Origin of the sequence: Elioraea tepida (genome assembly GCF_019203965.1) — a bacterium.
GTDB classification, from domain to species: Bacteria; Pseudomonadota; Alphaproteobacteria; order Acetobacterales; family Acetobacteraceae; genus Elioraea_A; species Elioraea_A tepida.
Window position 1 is genome coordinate 2,009,937 of record NZ_CP076448.1, and the last position, 16,375, is coordinate 2,026,311.

Genomic DNA, 16,375 nt, shown 5'->3' on the forward strand with positions numbered 1-16,375 from the left:
AAGGTCGGCGCGAATGCTTGCGCAAGGGTAAAGGCGCGGGCGCCCCCGGGAGAGGATCAGGCAAGCAGCGAGTCGATCGCGCGCGCGAGCGCAACATCGCGCGCCGAGAGCCCGCCGGCGTCATGCGTGGTGAGCGTGATCTCCACCCGGTTCCACACGTTCGACCATTCGGGGTGGTGATTCTGCGCCTCGGCCAGGAGCGCCACGCGCGCCATGAACCCCCAGGCCTCGCTGAAATCCTTGAACCGGAACGAGCGCGTGATCGCGTCCCGCCCTTCGACCATCCGCCAGGTCGGTAGGTCGGTCGCAAGCCGCGCCCGCTCCGCGTCCGTCAGCCGTTCGATCGCCATGTGCTTGCCCTCCTGCTCGCGTCCGCCCATGTGAGGGTGGTGCGCCGCTTCACCACGCCCCCGAGCCTCGAGGAGATCGTCGCTCTCGCCGACGAGGCGCTCGCCTGGGCGGCGGAGCGCCTTCCCGAGCGGCTCGCCGGAATCCTCGATGGCGTGCACATCCTCGTCGAGGAGATGCCCGATGACGAGACGGTGGCGGAGCTCGGGCTCGAGAACCCCTGGGACCTCACCGGCCTCTGGCGCGGCGAGCCGATGACGCAGCGCTCCGTGGCGCACCCGCCGACGACCCCGCCCGCCATCCTGCTCTACCGCCTGCCGATCCTTGCCGAGTGGATCGAGACGGAGGTGTCTCTGCCCGCGCTCGTGCGCAATGTCCTGATCCACGAGATCGCGCATCAGGTCGGCTTCTCCGATGCCGAGATCGAACGCCTGGAGAGGGAGGAGTGAGATGCTCGCCCGAGCGCTCAACGGGCTTGCCCTTGCCGCCGCCGCTGCCGTCGCCTCCGCCTGCACCGTCGTCGGCGTGAGGGAGGGGACGGAGGAGCCGGGCTTCACCGTGCTCGGCCTCGTGAACGGCACGGAGATACGACGCTACGGCCCGCGGCTTGCGGCCGAAGTGACGGTCGTCACACCCGACGAGGTGGCGGCGCGCAACGCCGGGTTCCGGCCGCTCGCGCGCTACATCTTCGGTGCCAACGAGGGGTCGGCGCGGATCGCGATGACGATCCCCGTGGCCCAGGCGCCCGCGCAGGGCGAGAGGATCGCGATGACGGCGCCGGTAGCGCAGAAAGTCGCGCCCGGCGGGGGCTGGACCATCCGCTTCTTCATGCCGTCGGCCTACACGCGCGAGACGCTGCCGAAGCCGAAGGACCCGGAGGTGCGGATCGTCGCCCTCCCTGAGGAAACGGTTGCAGTGCGGCGCTTCCGCGGTGCTCCTGGCGCGGCGGAGGTGGCTGCCGAGAAGGCGCGTCTGATCGAGGCGCTGGCGACCGGCCCCTGGGCGCCCGCGGGCGAGCCGGAGGCGTGGTTCTACGACCCGCCCTGGACCATCCCGGCACTGCGCCGAAACGAGGTGGTGGTTCGGGTCACCCCGCGAGAGCCGTCGCAACCGCCCGCCTGAGCGCGGGCAGGACTTCGGAGCGGAACCAGGGGTTGCGCCGCTCCCACACGAGCGTCCGCCAGGAGGGGTGTGGCAGAGGGAAGTGCCGCGGCAGGTGCTCGGCATATCCCCGCACCGCGTCCTCGAGCCGCGTCTTCGGCCCGAGCACCAGCCGCACCGCATAGCCGCCGACGAGAAGCCTCAGCCGGACGGCGGGAAGAAGCGGGACGATCCTCGGATGCCACAGCGGCGCGCAGCCGGGCCGGGGCGGCGCATCCCCTCCCTTCGGCAGCCGTCCCGGGTAGCAGAGGCCGGTGGGCAGAATCGCCACCCGGGAGGCATCGTAGAACGCCTCCCGGTCGAGCCCGAGCCAGTCCCGGAGCCTCTCTCCCGAGGGGTCATCGAACGGAAGGCCGGAGGCGTGTGCCTTCGTCCCCGGAGCCTGAGAGGTGATGAGAAGCCGTGCGGTCGGGGAGAGCTGGAAGATCGGCTTCGGCCCGAGCGGCAGGTCGGCGCAGGCGGTGCAGGCGCGAAGCCGCGCGATCTCGGACGCGAGCGCCTCAGACATCGGCGAGCAGTCGGTCGACGAAGGCAGGAACGACCACCGTGGCAGGGCCGTGGATCGCCTCGTCGAACAGCCGCACCCCCTCCGACGGCTCGAGATTGAGCTCGACGGTGCGCGCGCGGCCACGCACCTCAGCGACGAAGCCTGCCGCCGGCCAGACCGCCCCCGAGGTGCCGATCGAGAGAAAGAGGCCGCAGGCCGCGAGCTCGGCGGCGATCTCGTCCATCGCGAGCGGCATCTCGCCGAACCACACCACTGCAGGCCGCATCCCCCCCGCGCGCCCGCAGGAGGGGCAGGCGGTCGCGGTCGAAAGGTCATCCAACCACGGGTGCACAGCGCCGCAGGCGGTGCAGCGCGCCTTGGCGAGCTCACCATGCATGTGGATCAGGCGAGGCTGGCCGGCACGCTCGTGCAGGTCATCCACATTCTGGGTCACGACCGTGACGGGTGCGGGCCAGGCGTGGGCGAGCCGCACAAGGGCGTGGTGGGCGGCGTTGGGCGCCACGGAGGGGTCGCGCAGGGCGCGGCGACGGGCGTTGTAGAAGGCGTGCACGCGGTCGGGGTCGCGCGCGAAGGCCTCCGCTGTCGCGACATCCTCGAGCCGCACCTTGGCCCAGATGCCGTCGGCATCGCGGAAGGTGGCAAGCCCGCTCTCGCGGCTGATGCCGGCACCGGTGAGCACGACGATGGGAGGCAGGCGCATGGGCGCAGCATAGCCGATCGCGCTGCGACTGCGGATCAAGTGCAAGTGGCTGATTTGATTGGACTTTTTCGCTCGCCTGTGGTTTGAGGGAGCGGCATGGATCTCGGTCTCGTCTTCCTTGCCGCGCTCGCCACCGCGCTTGCCACCGGGCTCGGCGCGCTGCCCTTCGCCCTCGCCGGCACAGGGAGGATCGGCGCGGGGCGTCTCGCGCTCGGCAATGCCGCGGCGGCGGGGCTGATGCTCGCCGCGACCGGGATGCTCGCCTGGGAAGGAGCGGTGATCGGCCCGGTTGCCGCCGCCCTCGGCGGGCTTGCCGGCCTCGCCTTCATCAAGCTCTCCGACACCATCCTCGCACGCTTCGAGAATCTCGACATCGGGGCTCTGACCGGTTCGGATGCGCGCCGCGCACTCCTGATCGTCGGCGTGATGACGCTGCATTCGGCGGCGGAGGGGATCGGTGTGGGGGTGGCCTTCGGCGACGGCGCGCCGCTCGGGTGGTTCGTCGCCATGGCGATGGCGATCCACAACATCCCCGAGGGGCTTGCGATCAGCCTTGTGCTCGTGCCGCGCGGCGTCTCGTGGCGGGCGGCGGCGTGGTGGAGCGTGTTCTCCTCGCTGCCGCAGCCGCTGCTTGCCGTCCCTGCCTATCTCTCAGTGGTGTGGTTCCGGCCGCTTCTTCCCGCGGGCCTGGGCTTCGCTGCCGGCGCGATGGCCTGGATGGCGTGTGCCGACATGCTGCCCGAAGCGCGGGCCGGGGCGCCGGCGTGGCAGGTGCTCGGCGTGTTGGCGCTCTCGGTCGCTGGCATGCTCGGGCTGTTCGCCCTTCTGCCGGAGGGCTGAGCGCGGCCGCGCCTGCGGCTCAGCCCGGGCTGCGGCGGAAGCGCGCGCCGATCGGCCTGGCATGGCCCGAGGCGAGAAGTGCGCTGCCGAGATCGGCACCATCGACCGCCACGCGCGCGACCACCCGGCCGCCATACTTGTCCTTGCCGATCTCAGTCAGCGTCAGCGACGCACCTTCGGCGAGCCCGGCGACGAAGGCGCGTGCCGCGGCGGCGCGGGCACGCTCCTCCCCGTCCTGCGCACGGAGCTCGGGCGCGTTGACGCCCCTGAGCCGAACCCGCGCCACCACTTCGAGGTCGAGCCAGACGCGGGCGCGGACCAGGAGCGTGTCCCCGTCGATCACGCGCAGGAGCGTGGCGGGAACGGGCCCAGGCAACACCTCCTCGGCGCGCGTCGCGTCGGGGGCGAGGGCGGCGGCGAGGGCGAGGACGGCGCCGAGCGCGGCGTTTCGAAGTCGGAAGGAACGAAACGTGAACGACATGCTCAGACCATAGCGCGCAAATGCTTAACGAAGAGTGACATGCCCCGAGTCGCATGAACGAATCGGGACCGTTCTCGTCATGCCTTGGGCCCACAAGATGCTGTGGGTGACATGGAGTGCCACCCACAAGCATGTTCCCATCGCTGTGCGCCGGACTCGGACGTGCCCGGAAAACGCTGCTGGCCCGGCTGGGTCAGAAGTCCGAGCAGCGGCCGTTCCGCTCCCAGTCGCCGTAGCGCGTCGGCTCGGGCCCGGTCGGGCCGCCGATCTCGCGTGGCAGCTGATCGCGACCCTGGGGTGGTGTCCGCCCCTCCGCCGCGGGGCCGCCGGCGGCTTCGGTCGGGGCAGGGGGCTTGGGGGTGTCGTTCGTCTTCTCCATGCCCAGGAATGTGATGCGCCCCCGGCTCGCGCCAAGCCCGCGCTGCCCTGATATAGAGGTGCCACGCGTCAGTTCCTAAGGGACGGGCCGAATGTCCGGCTATCTCAAGACCGCCATCCTGCTCGCCGCGCTCACCGCCCTGTTTGGCGCCATCGGGCTCGCGCTCGGGGGCGAGCAGGGGATGATCATCGCTCTCCTGTTCGCGGGGGGCATGAACCTCTTCGCCTGGTGGAACAGCGACAAGGTCGTGCTCCGGATGCACAACGCCCGGCCGATCGGTCCTGCCGACGCGCCGCGTCTCTATGCGCTGACGGAGGCGCTCGCGCGTCGTGCCGGCCTGCCCATGCCCGCGCTCTACGTGATCGAGGAGGACCAGCCGAACGCCTTTGCCACCGGCCGAAGCCCCGACAGGGCGGCCGTTGCCGTCAACACCGGGCTGCTCGCGCGCCTCTCCGAGCAGGAGGTGGCGGGGGTCATCGCCCATGAGCTCGCCCATATCCGCAACCGCGACACGCTGATCATGACCGTGACGGCGACGATCGCGGGCGCTATCTCGATGCTCGCCCAGTTCGGCTTCTTCTTCCGCGGCGGCTCCGGCGAGCACCGCCCGAACCCGATCGTGATGCTCGCCCTCCTCGTGCTCGCCCCCCTCGCCGCGGCGATCGTGCAGATGGCGATCAGCCGCTCGCGCGAATACGAGGCGGACCGCGTGGGGGCGATGATCACGGGCGACCCGCGCGGCCTCGCCTCGGCTCTGATGCGCCTGCAGGACTATGCGCGCCGGATCGAGAACCACCATGCCGAGGCCAACCCGGCCACCGCCCATCTCTGGATCGTCAACCCGCTCTCGGGCGCGCGGATGGACAATCTCTTCTCCACCCACCCGGCGACCGAGAACCGCGTGGCCGCGCTCGAGCAGCTCGCCCGCGAATGGGGCGCCGCTCCGCCTCCACCGCCGCCCTTTGCCGGGGCCCGGGCGCGGCGGTCGGGCGGGTCGGTGCCGCGGTCGGGGCGGTGACGCTCACTCCCGAGCGTAAAGCACCAGCGTCAGGCGCTGGCCGCGGCTGTAGTTGAAGCCGCCAATGGTCGCGACCGCGCGCGGCGTGACGCCGAGCCGCTCCGCCTCGGCGAGGAACGCCGCCTGGTAGCGGTCGCGCACGAGCGCAAGCCCGCGCGGGCGGTCGGCGAGATGACGCGCGGCTTCCGCCCCGCCCGAGACGAGGCGGGTGTCGGTTCCGGCAAGGAAGACGAGCGAGGGCTCGTGGAACCCGGCCGTCGCGAAGGGCCGCTCCGAGGGCGGCGGCCGCCCGCCTGTCTCGGCCCAGTGGCGGTCGATCGCGGCGACGACACGCGGAGCGATCCAGAACGCCTCGGCCCGCGGCAGCACGCCCTCGAGCAGAGCCCCCGTCATGACCGTCGAGAGCACGAGCCCCGCGGCGGCGAGGGCGGCGAGGTCGTTGCGCTTCAGTGACGCCCAGCCTGCCCAGGCGAGCAGGGCGGCGGCAGCAAGAGCGATCGGGCTCCCCCAGCTGAAGCCTTCCGCCACCGCCGGCACGGCTATGGCGAGAGCGGCGAGAGCCGCGAGAGCCGCGAACCACAGCACGGCGGTGGCGCGCGCGAGCCACGGCGGCGGCTCGCGCCGGGCCGGGTCGAGGGCCCAGGCGGCGGCGAGCAGAAGCACCGCCGGGAAGGTGACGGAGACGTAGTGGGGAAGCTTGGTCGGCAGAAGCTCGAACACGATCCAGGAGGGCAGGATCCAGGCGGCGAGCACCCGGACCGCCGCGTCGCCCCGCCGCTCCCACACGCCGGGGATGGCTCGAAGCGCGACGAGGCCGAAGGGGAACAGAGTCAGCGAGGCGAGCAGGAGATGATAGCCGGGAGGGCCGCCATGCGCCTCGTCGGCGCCCGTGACCTTCTGGCCGAGATCGCCACGGAGCGCGTCGGCGAAGAAGGCGCCGTCGGTCGCGATCCAGATGAGAACGCCCCAGGGCAGGACGATCGCAAGCCCGAGCGGCAGGCCCCAGGCCGGGCGAAGCGCGGCGAGCCAGTCGCGCGGGCGGCCGGCGCGCCGGTCCGCCACCCAGAGGGAGAGCGCGGCCAATCCCGCGACCATCGGCGCCACGGGGCCCTTGAGCAGCGCCCCCACCCCGAGCGCCGCCCAGAAGCCTGCGGCGCTCGCGGGCGTGACCTCGCGCGGTGCGAGATAGGCGCGCGCGAACAGCCCCATCATCACCGCCACCGTGCCGAGCAGGGCGGCATCGGTCTTGGCGATGTGCGCCTCGACGACCACCACCACCGAGACCGGAAGGGCAAGCGCGGCCAGGAGGGCCGCGCGGTCGCCGATGATCCTCGCCCCGAGCCAGAGAGTCGCGAGCGCCGCCGCGATCACGCCGAGGAGCGAGGGGACGCGGTAGGGCCAGATGGTCGTGGGCGTGGCGAGCCCGAGAGCGGTCGCGGCCGAGACCGAGGCGGCCTGCGCCCAGTGGATCCCCACGGGCTTCTTGTTGCGCGCCACGTCGCCGAAACGGATCGCGACGAAATCCCCTGTCTCGAGCATCTGCTTGGTCGCCTGGGCGAAGCGGCTCTCGTCACGGTCGGACGGCGGTAGGGAAAAGAAGCCGGGAAGGCAGGTGGCTAGACACACCGCGAGCACGACCAGCGCGCGGGGGCGCAGGGCGAGGATCCGGTCGAGCAGGGAGGGGGCGAACGGTGAGGGGAGGGACATGCGGGGCGCCTTCTAGCCCCGATCGCCCGGCCGCGCCATGAATGGGGCATGCTCCCGCCCGCGATGTCGCCGCGCCGCGCTGCGATCATGCTTCTCGAAGCCGTGCTCGGGCGTCGTCGGACGCTCGATGAGGCGCTCGACACCCTCCCGGCGATGGCCGGGCGCGACCGCGCCTTCGCCCACCTGATCGCCGCGACCGTGCTGCGACGCCTCGGCACGCTCGATGCCGTGCTCGAGCCGCATCTGCGGCGCGCCCCGCCCGAGGCCGTGCGCCACGCGCTCAGGGCGGGAGCGGCGCAGCTTCTGTTGCTCGGCACCGGCGCCCATGCCGCCGTGGGCGAGACCGTCGCCGCCGTGCGCGCTCTGCCCAAGGGCGCCCGCTTCGCGGGGCTCGTCAACGCGGTGCTGCGGCGCGTGGCGGAGGCGGGGCCGGCGGCGCTCGAGGGGCTCGATACCCCGCGTCTCGACACGCCGGAGTGGCTTTGGCGGTCGTGGCACGCTGCCTACGGGCCCGAGGGCGCACGCGCGATCGCCTCCGCCCATGCCGCCACACCGCCGCTCGACCTCACCCTGAAGCCGGGCGAGGACCCGGACAGTTGGGCCGCGCGGCTTGGCGCGACGGTGCTGCCGACCGGCTCGCTTCGCCTGGCGCCCGACCATCCCCCGGTGCGTGAGCTTCCAGGCTATGCCGAGGGCGCGTTCTGGGTTCAGGACGCCGCCGCCGCCCTGCCGGCGCGCCTGCTCGCGCCGCGGGCGGGGGAGAGGGTGGCCGATCTCTGCGCCGCTCCGGGCGGCAAGACGGCGCAGCTCGCCGCCGCCGGCGCGCGCGTCACCGCCGTCGAACGCTCGCCCGAGCGTGCCGAGGTGATCGGGGCGAACCTGCGCCGGCTCGGCCTCGCCGCCGAGGTCGTGGTGGCGGACGCCGCCGCCTGGACGCCGTCTGAGCCGTTCGACGCGGTTCTCCTCGACGCTCCCTGCACCGCGACGGGGACGATCCGGCGCCACCCGGACATCCCACGCCTCAAGCGGAGGGACGACGTCGCCGCGCTCGCGCCCGTGCAGGACGGGCTGCTCGCCGCCGCCGTGCGGATGCTCCGACCGGGCGGACGGCTCGTCTATACCGTCTGCAGCCTCGAGCCTGCCGAGGGGGAGGGGGCGGTCGCCCGGGCGCTCGCGGCCGGTCTGCCGCTTGCCCTCTCTCCTTTCGCGCAGGATGAGCTCCCGGGCCTTCCGGAGGCGATCACGGCCCAAGGGTTCCTGCGCACCACGCCGGCGTTCTGGCCCGATCGCGGCGGCATGGACGGGTTCTTCGCCGCACGCGTCACACGAACCGGAGAGTGACGCCTGCCTCCGGTTGACCGGGCCCCTGCCCGGGATAACTCTCGCCTCATGCTGCGGGTGCTCACCGCCTTGGCCCTCCTGTTCGCGCCCGCTCTCGGGCGCGCGGTGGAGAGCGAGCCCGTCTCCTCCCCGCGGGCGACCGTCACGCTCGTCTCCGCCGTCGCCGCCGTCGCCCCCGGTGAGCCCTTCCGGATCGCGCTCCGCCAGCGTCTCGCCGCGGGCTGGCACACCTACTGGTCGAACCCTGGCGATGCCGGAGCGCCGACCGAACTCACCCTCGCCCTTCCGTTGGGCTCGGAAGCGACACCGCTCGCCTTCCCCGCCCCGAAGCGGATCGCCTACGGCCCGCTCGTGAGCTTCGGCTACGAGGGGGAGGTGCTTTTCCCCCTCACCGTCACGCCGCCCGCTTCGCTCCGCCCGGGCGAGCGGTTCGCGGTCGAGGCGAAGGGGGCGTGGCTCGTCTGCGAGACGGTGTGCATTCCAGAGGAGGGGGAGTTCCGGCTCGACCTTCCGGTCGAGGCGCGACCGCGCCCTGCGGCCACGGCGGCGCTCCTGCTCGAAGCCGAGGCCGCCCTGCCGCGGCCCTCGCCCTTCGCCGTGTCGATCGGCTTCGAGGGGCGGAGCGGGGCGCTCAGGCTCGCGGGCGAGGGGATCGCCCCCGGTGCGGTACGGGAGGCGTTCTTCTTCCCCTCTGACTGGGGCGTGCTCGACCATGCCGCGCCGCAGCCGCTTCGCGTCGAGGCGGGCGCGCTCGTGCTCGGGCTTGCGCGCGGCACCGCGCCGCTGCCCGACAGGCTCTCGGGCCTCGTTGCGATCACCGACGCCGCCGGTGTGCGCAGCGCCTATGCCGTCTCGGCTGCGCCGGGGCCGCTGCCCGCGTCGATTCCGGGGTCATCCCCTGGCGCGGGGATGCCTGCGGTCGGGCTCGGGTCGGCGGTTCTGCTCGCCCTTCTGGGCGGTCTGCTGCTGAACCTGATGCCCTGCGTCTTCCCGATCCTCGCGATGAAGGCGATCGGGATCGCGCGCCTCTCCGGCGCGGCGCGGGCCGAGGTTCGGGCCGAGGCGCTGGCCTACACCGCCGGCGTCGTCCTCTCCTTCCTCGCCCTTGGCGGGGCGCTTGTGCTGCTCCGGGCCGCCGGGGTGGCGGCCGGCTGGGGCTTCCAATTCACCTCGCCCGCCGTGGTCGCCGCCTTGGCCTGGCTGATGCTCGCGGTGGGGCTCAATCTCTCGGGCGTCTATGCCGTCTCGCTGCCGGTCGGCCTCGACCAGGGGGCGGTGGCGCGCGGCGGCAGGGCGGGGGCGTTCTTCACCGGGGCGCTCGCCGTGCTCGTTGCCACGCCCTGCACGGCCCCGTTCATGGCGACCGCGATCGGTGCGGCGGCGGTCATGCCGCCTGCCGCGACGCTTGCGGTGTTCGGCGCGCTCAGCCTCGGCATGGCCGCTCCCTCCGCCCTGTTCGCGCTGGCGCCCGGGCTTGCGCGGCGTCTGCCTCGGCCGGGGGCGTGGATGGAGCGTCTGCGCCAGGGGCTTGCGTTCCCGATGTACGCGGCCGCTGCCTGGCTCGTCTGGGTCCTTGCCCAAGGCGCGGGGGCGGATGCCGTGCTGTGGGCTCTCCTCGGCGGCGTGCTCCTCGGGTTCGGCCTCTGGGCGGTGGGCGTGGCGCAGCGGGCAGGGCGCGGCCGGGCTCTCGGTCGTGCCGTCGCGCTCGCTGCCGCTCTCCTGCTCGCCGCCCTCCTGCCCCGGGTCGAATCTTCGCGGCCTGAGACGACGACCGCCGCCCTCACCACCCTCTCCGGCGCCGAGCCCTGGTCGCCCGCCCGGGTGGAGGCGCTGCGCGGCGAAGGGCGACCGGTGTTCGTGAACGTCACCGCTGCCTGGTGCATCTCCTGCAAGGTGAACGAGCGGATCGCTCTCGACACCGAGGCGGTGCGCCGCGCCTTCGCCGCACGCCGCGTCGCCGTGCTGGTGGGCGACTGGACGCGCGGTGACGCGGAGCTGACTGCACTTCTGCGCGCGCACGGGCGCGATGGCGTGCCGCTCTACCTGTTCTATCCGGAGGATGGCGGGCCTGCCGTCGTGCTGCCGCAGCTCTTGACCGAGGGGATCGTGCTCGAGGCGATCGGCGCCCTACCGGGGCCGGTTGCGCGTGCGGCGAGGGTCTCGAGTCTCTGAGCGTCAGTGGGCGCGACAGCAGCGGCCAGCGCCCCGCTCCCGTCGCGCGCGCTGCCTCGGCCGGCGGTCGCGGGCGCCCTCAGATCATCGCGAGCGGCCGCTTGCGCGATGGAGGGGGGAAAGCCTGGTCGATGGTTGTGAGATCCTCCGCCGTGAGAGCGAGCGCGGCGGCGGCGGCGTTCTCGCGCACATGCGCCGCGGTCGCGGCCTTCGGGATCGCGATCACGCCCGGTTGGCGCAGCACCCAGGCGAGCGCGACCTGGGCCGGTGTCGCGCCGTGCCGCTCGGCAACGGTCCGCAGCGCGGCGTTGCGCAGCATCCTCCCGGCCTGGCCGAGCGGCGAATAGGCCATCACCGGAATGCCCCGTGCCGCGCACCAGGGCAGCAGGTCGAACTCGATCCCCCGCGCCTCGGGGTTGTAGAGCACCTGGTCGGTCGCACAGGCGCGCCCTGTCGGGAAGCCGAACAGCTCCTCCAGGTCGTCGGTGTCGAAGTTGGAGACGCCCCAGCGCAGGATCTTGCCCGACTCCCTGAGGTCCTCGAAGCCGGCGACCGTCTCCTCGAGCGGCACCCCGCCGCGCCAGTGCAGGAGGTAGAGGTCGATCCGGTCGGTGCGGAGACGCTTGAGCGAGCGCTCGGCGGCGGCCACCACGCCGCGCCGCGAGGCGTTGTGCGGATAGACCTTGGAGACGATGAAGGCCTCGTCGCGCCGCCCGTCCACCGCCTCGGCCACCACCTCCTCGGCGCCGCCGTCGGCGTACATCTCGGCGGTGTCGATCAGCTTGAGGCCGAGATCGAGCCCGAGCCGGAGCGCATCCGCCTCCGCCCTGCGATCGGCGCCGCGCTCGCCCATGGCCCAGGTGCCCTGCCCAAGCGCGGAAACGCGGGTGCCGTCGGGGAAGCTCACCGTGCGCATGTGTTCCTCCGTCGGATCGCCTATATGCTCGAGCGACCCCTTATCCAGCGGGAAGGACCTCTCGAGCATGCTCGCACGGCTCGTTTTGGCAATGGTCGCCGCACTCTCGGCGGGCGGAGAGGCGCGGGCCCAGGCGCGCGTGGTGACGCCGGCCGTGACCGACGAGCAGGTCGGCTCCTGGCTGCTCACCTGCCGCACCGACCCGATGACCGACCGGAGCGATTGCCTCCTCCGGCACCGGCTCTGGCTCGAGCTTCCGGACCTGCAGCGTGCCTCTGCCTCTGGCGTGGCGTTCGAGATCGTGCTGCGTGACGGGGCGGCGCTGCCGGCGGTCACGGCGCGCGGCCTGTCGCTGTCCGATCCGCAGCGTGGGGCGCTCGCGGTCGGCGGCGCGGCGGAGCTCAGGTTCGACGGCGAGCCGGTGCTCACCCTCTCCTGCAGCCTCGAGGGCAGGGATGCGGTGTGCCTGCCTCTGCCTGAGGTGGCGGAGCGGGCGGCGGCCGAGCTGCCGGAGGCGCGTCGCGTGCTCGTTCGGTTGAAGGCGCCGGCGCGGGCAGTAACCGGTGGCGCCTCGGACGAGGTTCTGGCGCTCGACCTTGCCGACACCCAGCGCGCGATCGCGCTTCTGCGCGAGCGTGCCGCCGGCCAGCCGCCGCGGCCTGCGCCGGGCAGCACCACGGGCAGCTTCCTCGAGCAGCTCGAGCGGATGCTGCGGCGCTGAGGGCGATCGAGGCTGATCGCCCTGAGCCGGCCCGCTCACTCGGCTGGAACCCGGCCGCCCGCACACGGCACAGCAGGGTCAACAACTGCGCAAACCGCGCCAACGCCGTGATCTTCGCGTCGCGTCGACCACGACTGCGCCGGTGCGTCAGCAGCGCCGCGCCTGCCGCTGGATCCTGCCGTGCCCGTTTTTCCGCCTGCCGCCGCCGCGCGCCTCAGCCGCCGCGACGTCGGAGCCGCCTCAGAGCCGGACGCTGGACGTCGCGAAGGCGCTCTCTGCCGTCTTCTGGAAGTTCTCCTCGAGCACCCAGCCCGCCGCAACGGCGAGCGCGACCGCGATCACGGCTGCAACGAGAAAGGCCTTCATTGTCTCACCCTGTAGATGGCGTTCCTCGCCAAGGATTGCGCCAGCGCGGTCGCGGATTCAAGCCGTCAGAGATCGGGGAAACGGGCGAGCAGAGCCTCCGCCTCGGCGAGCTCCTCGGGGGTGTTGGCATTGAAGAAGGGGTCGGCCGGCACGACGGGCCAGTCGGCGAAGGCGATGCCGTGGCGTGCGGTCCAGCGGTCGATCTTGCGCTCACCCTCGATGGTGAGAGCGCGGCGAAGGTCCTCCCGCAGCCCGACCGGCCACAGCCCCACCACCGGGTGCGGCTGCCCCCCCGAGCGCGCACAGGCGAGCGGAACAGCGGCCTCCAGGCGGGCGCGGTGCAGCCCCGCGACCAGGCTGCGCGGCAGGAAGGGGCTGTCGGTCGGCACCGAGACGACCCAGACGATCTCCGGCCGGTTCGCCGCCGCCCAGTCGAGCCCGGCGAGGATGCCGGCGAGCGGGCCGGCGAAGCCCGGCACGCTGTCGGCCACGACCGGGAGGCCGGTTGCGGCGAAGCGGGCCGCATCGCCATTGGCGTTCAGGACGAGGCCGTCGCACTGGGGGGTGAGGCGGGCGATGACGCGGGCGAGAATCGTCGCCCCACCGAGCGGGCGCATCCCCTTGTCGCCGCCGCCCATGCGACGCGCGAGCCCCCCCGCGAGCAGAACTCCCAAGGTTGGGGGAGAGGGGGCAGGGGGCGTGGCGTCAGTCGTCACGCTCCGCCGCCTTGCGACGATGCGCCGCCCGCTCCTCCTCGACCATCGCGGGGTCGAGGTCGAACACGATCCGCTCCTCGCCCGAAAGCGCGATGAAACGCCGCCCGCGCGCCCGGCCAACGAGCGTCAGCCCCGCCTGGCGCGCGAGCTCCACCCCCCAGGCGGTGAAGCCAGAGCGCGAAACGAGGATGGGAATCCCCATCTGTACGGTCTTGATCACCATCTCCGAGGTGAGGCGCCCGGTGGTGTAGAAGATCTTGTTCCCCGGCTCGATGCCGTGGCGGAACATGTAGCCGGCGATCTTGTCCACCGCGTTGTGGCGGCCGACATCCTCCATGTAGACGAGCGGCCGGTCAGCCTCGCAGAGCACGCAGCCGTGGATCGCGCCCGCCTCGAGATAGAGCGAGGGCGTGGTGTTGATCGCATGCGTGAGGCGATAGAGCCACGAGGTGCGCAGCTCGGCCGGGGGAAGTGTGACGCTCTCGAACCGTTCCATTAGGTCACCGAACGCGGTGCCCTGAGCGCAGCCCGAGGTGAGCGTCTTCTTCCTGAGCTTCTCCTCGTAGTCGGTGCGTCGCTCCGTCCGGACGACGACGGTCTCGATCTCTGGGTCGTACTCGACCGCCACCACCCGGTCGTCGCGGCGGAGCATGTTCTGGTTCAGGAGGTAGCCGAGGGCGAGATATTCCGGGTAGTCGCCGATCGTCATCATCGTGACGATCTCCTGCCCGTTCAGGTAGAGCGTCAGCGGCCGTTCGACCGTCACCGACGTCTCGACCCGCGCCCCGGTGTGGTCTATGCCGGCCACGCGTCGGGTCAGCCGCGGGTCGGCCGGGTCGGGCGCGACGAGAAGGTCGCGCGTGTCCGTCTGTGCTGCCATGGCCTGACCATGGGGAGGCGGGGGCTGCCACGCAAGCGGGGTCGGTGCCAAGGGGGAGAGATGGCTGGGCGTCTTGCCGGAAAGGTGGTTCTGGTTACCGGCGGCTCCTCCGGGATCGGCCGGGCGATCGCGCGCCGCTTCGCCGCCGAAGGGGCGGCGATCGCGATCGCCGACGTGACGGAGGCGGTGCGCGAGGGCGGCGAACCCACGCACGCGATCCTCGCCCGGGAAGGGCACGCGGTGCTCTTCCTCCGCACCGACGTCTCCGATGAAGCCTCTGCCGAGGCGGCGGTGGCTGAGACGGTCACCCGCTTCGGCAGGCTCGATGTGCTCGTCAACAACGCCGTTCACAATGTCGGCGGGACGCTGACCGAGACGACGCTCGAGACCTGGAACCGAACCCTCGCGGTCAGCCTCACGGGCGTGTTCCTGATGAGCCGCGCGGCGGTGAGGGTGATGCTCGGCCAGGCGCCGAACGCAGAGGGAGTGCGGGGCAGGATCGTCAACATCTCCTCCCAGCACGGCATGGTGGCGAGCCCCGAGAACATCGCCTATGGCGTGGCCAAGGCGGGCTGCGTCTATATCACCCGCCAGATCGCGGTCGATTACGCCCGCCACGGCATCGTCTGCAACGCGGTCGCTCCGGGCAAGATCCTCACCGGCAAGACCGGCCGGGCGATCGAGCCGCGCTGGATCGACTACAGCCACGCCCGCACGCCCTGGCCCCGCCTCGGCCGGCCGGAGGACGTCGCCTCCGCGGCCCTCTTCCTCGCCTCGGACGAGGCGACCTTCATCACCGGCGAGAACCTGATGGTCGATGGCGGCTGGATGGCCTATTGAGCTGCCCGCCCCTCGCCCCATCTCGGCGTTGATGACAGACCCCTTCGTCCAGCCACGCGAGGCGACCGCCGCGGCCGCGATGGCCGCGATCGCCGAGGAATTCGCCTTCTTCGACGACTGGATGGACCGCTATGGCCTCGTGATCGACTGGGGCCGTGACCTTCCCCCTTTCCCGCCCGAGTGGCGTGACGACGCGCACCGGGTGGAGGGCTGCCAGAGCCAGGTCTGGCTTGCGGCCGACCGGCGCGATGGACGGCTCTATCTCGCCGCTGCCTCGGACGCGGCGATCGTCTCTGGGCTGGTGGCGATGCTGCTCCGGATCTACTCGGGCCGGACGCCGGAGGAGGTTCTTGCTGCCGATGCCGGGGCGTTCCTCAAGGAGCTCGACCTGATCGGCAACCTCTCGGCCAATCGCGGCAATGGCATCGCCGCGATGGTGGGGCGGATTCGCGCACTCGCGGCCGGCGCGGTGGCCGCTGCCTGAAGGCTGAGCGCGGGCCTCCGCGCCGCGGCGCCGGTCGGTTCGGCGGCGCGCCGACGGCCCGGCCGGGCCGGCGCAGGTCAGCCCGGGGGCAGAGCCTCCCGGGTGACGGGGGAGCGCCGCGGCGGCTGCGGCTGAGCCCGGGCGGGGGGAGTGGCGGGGCCGCGCTGGGCGGAGGGCGGGGTGGCGCCGGGAGGGCGGCCCGCGTCGAAGCCGAGGAAGCCGATCTCCGGGTTGGGCGCACCGCCATCACCGCGCCACAGCGGCGCGACCGCCACAATCCCCTGGCCCGAGACGGCCGGCGCGCGGCTCCTCAGCGCCGCCTCGATCGCCTCCTGCTCGGCCCGAAGCTGCCGAAGCCGAAGCTGCTCCTCCGCCGCGCGCGAGGGCCGACGCGCGGCCCGCTCCTCCGGAAGCGGGGTGAGCGGCCGCACACGGCCGAGCGCGAGCAGGTAAAGGGCGATGTCGTTCCGCCCGAGATCGATGGCGAGATCGACCGGGGTGAGGCCGAGCACGTTGCGCGCGCCCACGTCCGCCCCGGCGGCGACGGCGGCGCGCACGTCCTCGAGATCGCCCGCGTTGATCGCCTCGAAGAGCTGCTCGGTCGGCGTGCCGCTGCGCGGCTGGCGCGGCCGTTGCGCCGCCGGTGCTCCCGGCGCCGGCTGGGCCTGGGGCTGCGCCGCGGGGCTGCGCTGCGGCGGCATCTGCGCCGACACGGAAGCAGGGGCCAGCGCGCCGAGCGCGAGCGCGAGGGCGACGGGAAGGGCACAGAACCGGCTCATGCGCCGCTCATACAGCCT

General features: G+C 72.8%; 20 protein-coding genes. 9 read left to right on the top strand and 11 right to left on the bottom strand.

Going from position 1 to position 16,375, the window contains the following annotated elements; all coding sequences use genetic code 11:
• Positions 1-56 precede the first annotated feature (56 nt).
• Positions 57-350, bottom strand: coding sequence for a 4a-hydroxytetrahydrobiopterin dehydratase (locus KO353_RS09655; protein ID WP_218284457.1), 294 nt, complete (start codon positions 348-350; stop codon positions 57-59).
• Here KO353_RS09655 and KO353_RS09660 point away from each other — a divergent pair, their 5' ends adjacent.
• Positions 351-797: a metallopeptidase family protein gene (locus KO353_RS09660; protein WP_235691781.1), complete on the top strand. Its 447-nt coding sequence runs from the start codon at positions 351-353 to the stop codon at positions 795-797.
• Position 798: 1 nt separating this feature from the next.
• The gene (locus KO353_RS09665) at positions 799-1,470 is read left to right on the top strand and encodes an SOUL family heme-binding protein (RefSeq protein ID WP_218284458.1); all 672 of its coding nucleotides are present in this window, start codon (positions 799-801) and stop codon (positions 1,468-1,470) included.
• On the opposite strand, the gene KO353_RS09670 is transcribed toward KO353_RS09665, so the two are convergent.
• Complete coding sequence (locus tag KO353_RS09670; protein ID WP_218284459.1) at positions 1,436-2,017, bottom strand: uracil-DNA glycosylase family protein; 582 nt, start codon at positions 2,015-2,017, stop codon at positions 1,436-1,438. The two genes, KO353_RS09665 and KO353_RS09670, sit on opposite strands and share 35 nt — an antisense overlap.
• A complete protein-coding gene (locus tag KO353_RS09675) occupies positions 2,010-2,717 on the bottom strand; it encodes an NAD-dependent deacylase (RefSeq protein WP_218284460.1) in 708 nt (235 codons plus the stop codon). Before KO353_RS09675 ends, KO353_RS09670 begins: the two co-directional genes overlap by 8 nt.
• Before the next feature lie 96 nt (positions 2,718-2,813).
• On the opposite strand from KO353_RS09675, the gene KO353_RS09680 reads away from it, so the two are divergent.
• The gene (locus tag KO353_RS09680) at positions 2,814-3,557 is read left to right on the top strand and encodes a ZIP family metal transporter (protein WP_218284461.1); all 744 of its coding nucleotides are present in this window, start codon (positions 2,814-2,816) and stop codon (positions 3,555-3,557) included.
• 19 nt (positions 3,558-3,576) lie between these two features.
• Here the strand turns inward: KO353_RS09680 and KO353_RS09685 are convergent, their stop codons facing one another.
• Together KO353_RS09685 and KO353_RS09690 are read right to left on the bottom strand one after the other, a co-directional pair.
• The gene (locus KO353_RS09685) at positions 3,577-4,038 is read right to left on the bottom strand and encodes a thermonuclease family protein (protein ID WP_218284462.1); all 462 of its coding nucleotides are present in this window, start codon (positions 4,036-4,038) and stop codon (positions 3,577-3,579) included.
• A 193-nt stretch (positions 4,039-4,231) separates the two neighbouring features.
• Positions 4,232-4,417, bottom strand: coding sequence for a DUF1674 domain-containing protein (locus tag KO353_RS09690; protein ID WP_218284463.1), 186 nt, complete (start codon positions 4,415-4,417; stop codon positions 4,232-4,234).
• A 91-nt stretch (positions 4,418-4,508) separates the two neighbouring features.
• On the opposite strand from KO353_RS09690, the gene htpX reads away from it, so the two are divergent.
• A complete protein-coding gene (gene htpX / locus KO353_RS09695; RefSeq protein ID WP_218284464.1) occupies positions 4,509-5,435 on the top strand; it encodes a zinc metalloprotease HtpX in 927 nt (308 codons plus the stop codon).
• 3 nt (positions 5,436-5,438) lie between these two features.
• Here htpX and KO353_RS09700 read toward each other — a convergent pair whose 3' ends face one another.
• A complete protein-coding gene (locus KO353_RS09700; protein WP_218284465.1) occupies positions 5,439-7,142 on the bottom strand; it encodes a glycosyltransferase family 39 protein in 1,704 nt (567 codons plus the stop codon).
• Between the two features lie 48 nt (positions 7,143-7,190).
• On the opposite strand from KO353_RS09700, the gene KO353_RS09705 reads away from it, so the two are divergent.
• Positions 7,191-8,483 carry an RsmB/NOP family class I SAM-dependent RNA methyltransferase gene (locus tag KO353_RS09705; protein WP_235691783.1) on the top strand — a complete coding sequence of 431 codons (1,293 nt, stop codon included), beginning with the start codon at positions 7,191-7,193 and terminating at the stop codon, positions 8,481-8,483.
• Positions 8,484-8,531: 48 nt separating this feature from the next.
• The gene (locus KO353_RS09710) at positions 8,532-10,655 is read left to right on the top strand and encodes a protein-disulfide reductase DsbD family protein (protein WP_218284466.1); all 2,124 of its coding nucleotides are present in this window, start codon (positions 8,532-8,534) and stop codon (positions 10,653-10,655) included.
• A 79-nt stretch (positions 10,656-10,734) separates the two neighbouring features.
• Here the strand turns inward: KO353_RS09710 and KO353_RS09715 are convergent, their stop codons facing one another.
• Complete coding sequence (locus KO353_RS09715) at positions 10,735-11,571, bottom strand: aldo/keto reductase (RefSeq protein ID WP_218287335.1); 837 nt, start codon at positions 11,569-11,571, stop codon at positions 10,735-10,737.
• A 67-nt stretch (positions 11,572-11,638) separates the two neighbouring features.
• Here KO353_RS09715 and KO353_RS09720 point away from each other — a divergent pair, with 67 nt between their 5' ends.
• Positions 11,639-12,292, top strand: coding sequence for a hypothetical protein (locus tag KO353_RS09720; RefSeq protein ID WP_218284467.1), 654 nt, complete (start codon positions 11,639-11,641; stop codon positions 12,290-12,292).
• Between the two features lie 240 nt (positions 12,293-12,532).
• On the opposite strand, the gene KO353_RS16765 is transcribed toward KO353_RS09720, so the two are convergent.
• The 3 genes from KO353_RS16765 to KO353_RS09730 all read right to left on the bottom strand — a co-directional run bounded on the left by KO353_RS16765 (position 12,533) and on the right by KO353_RS09730 (position 14,254).
• Positions 12,533-12,658, bottom strand: a complete 126-nt coding sequence (locus KO353_RS16765) for a hypothetical protein (protein WP_268906164.1) — start codon at positions 12,656-12,658, stop codon at positions 12,533-12,535.
• A 65-nt stretch (positions 12,659-12,723) separates the two neighbouring features.
• On the bottom strand, positions 12,724-13,374 hold the full coding sequence (gene mobA, locus KO353_RS09725) for a molybdenum cofactor guanylyltransferase MobA (protein ID WP_218284468.1): 651 nt from the start codon (positions 13,372-13,374) through the stop codon (positions 12,724-12,726).
• Positions 13,364-14,254, bottom strand: a complete 891-nt coding sequence (locus tag KO353_RS09730) for a formate dehydrogenase accessory sulfurtransferase FdhD (RefSeq protein ID WP_218284469.1) — start codon at positions 14,252-14,254, stop codon at positions 13,364-13,366. The genes mobA and KO353_RS09730 overlap by 11 nt, the downstream gene beginning before the upstream one ends.
• A gap of 60 nt (positions 14,255-14,314) precedes the next feature.
• Here KO353_RS09730 and KO353_RS09735 point away from each other — a divergent pair, with 60 nt between their 5' ends.
• A complete protein-coding gene (locus KO353_RS09735; protein WP_218284470.1) occupies positions 14,315-15,094 on the top strand; it encodes an SDR family NAD(P)-dependent oxidoreductase in 780 nt (259 codons plus the stop codon).
• A gap of 31 nt (positions 15,095-15,125) precedes the next feature.
• Positions 15,126-15,578 carry a SufE family protein gene (locus tag KO353_RS09740; protein WP_218284471.1) on the top strand — a complete coding sequence of 151 codons (453 nt, stop codon included), beginning with the start codon at positions 15,126-15,128 and terminating at the stop codon, positions 15,576-15,578.
• Positions 15,579-15,655: 77 nt separating this feature from the next.
• On the opposite strand, the gene KO353_RS09745 is transcribed toward KO353_RS09740, so the two are convergent.
• Positions 15,656-16,357 carry a hypothetical protein gene (locus KO353_RS09745; protein ID WP_218284473.1) on the bottom strand — a complete coding sequence of 234 codons (702 nt, stop codon included), beginning with the start codon at positions 16,355-16,357 and terminating at the stop codon, positions 15,656-15,658.
• Positions 16,358-16,375: the final 18 nt, after the last annotated feature.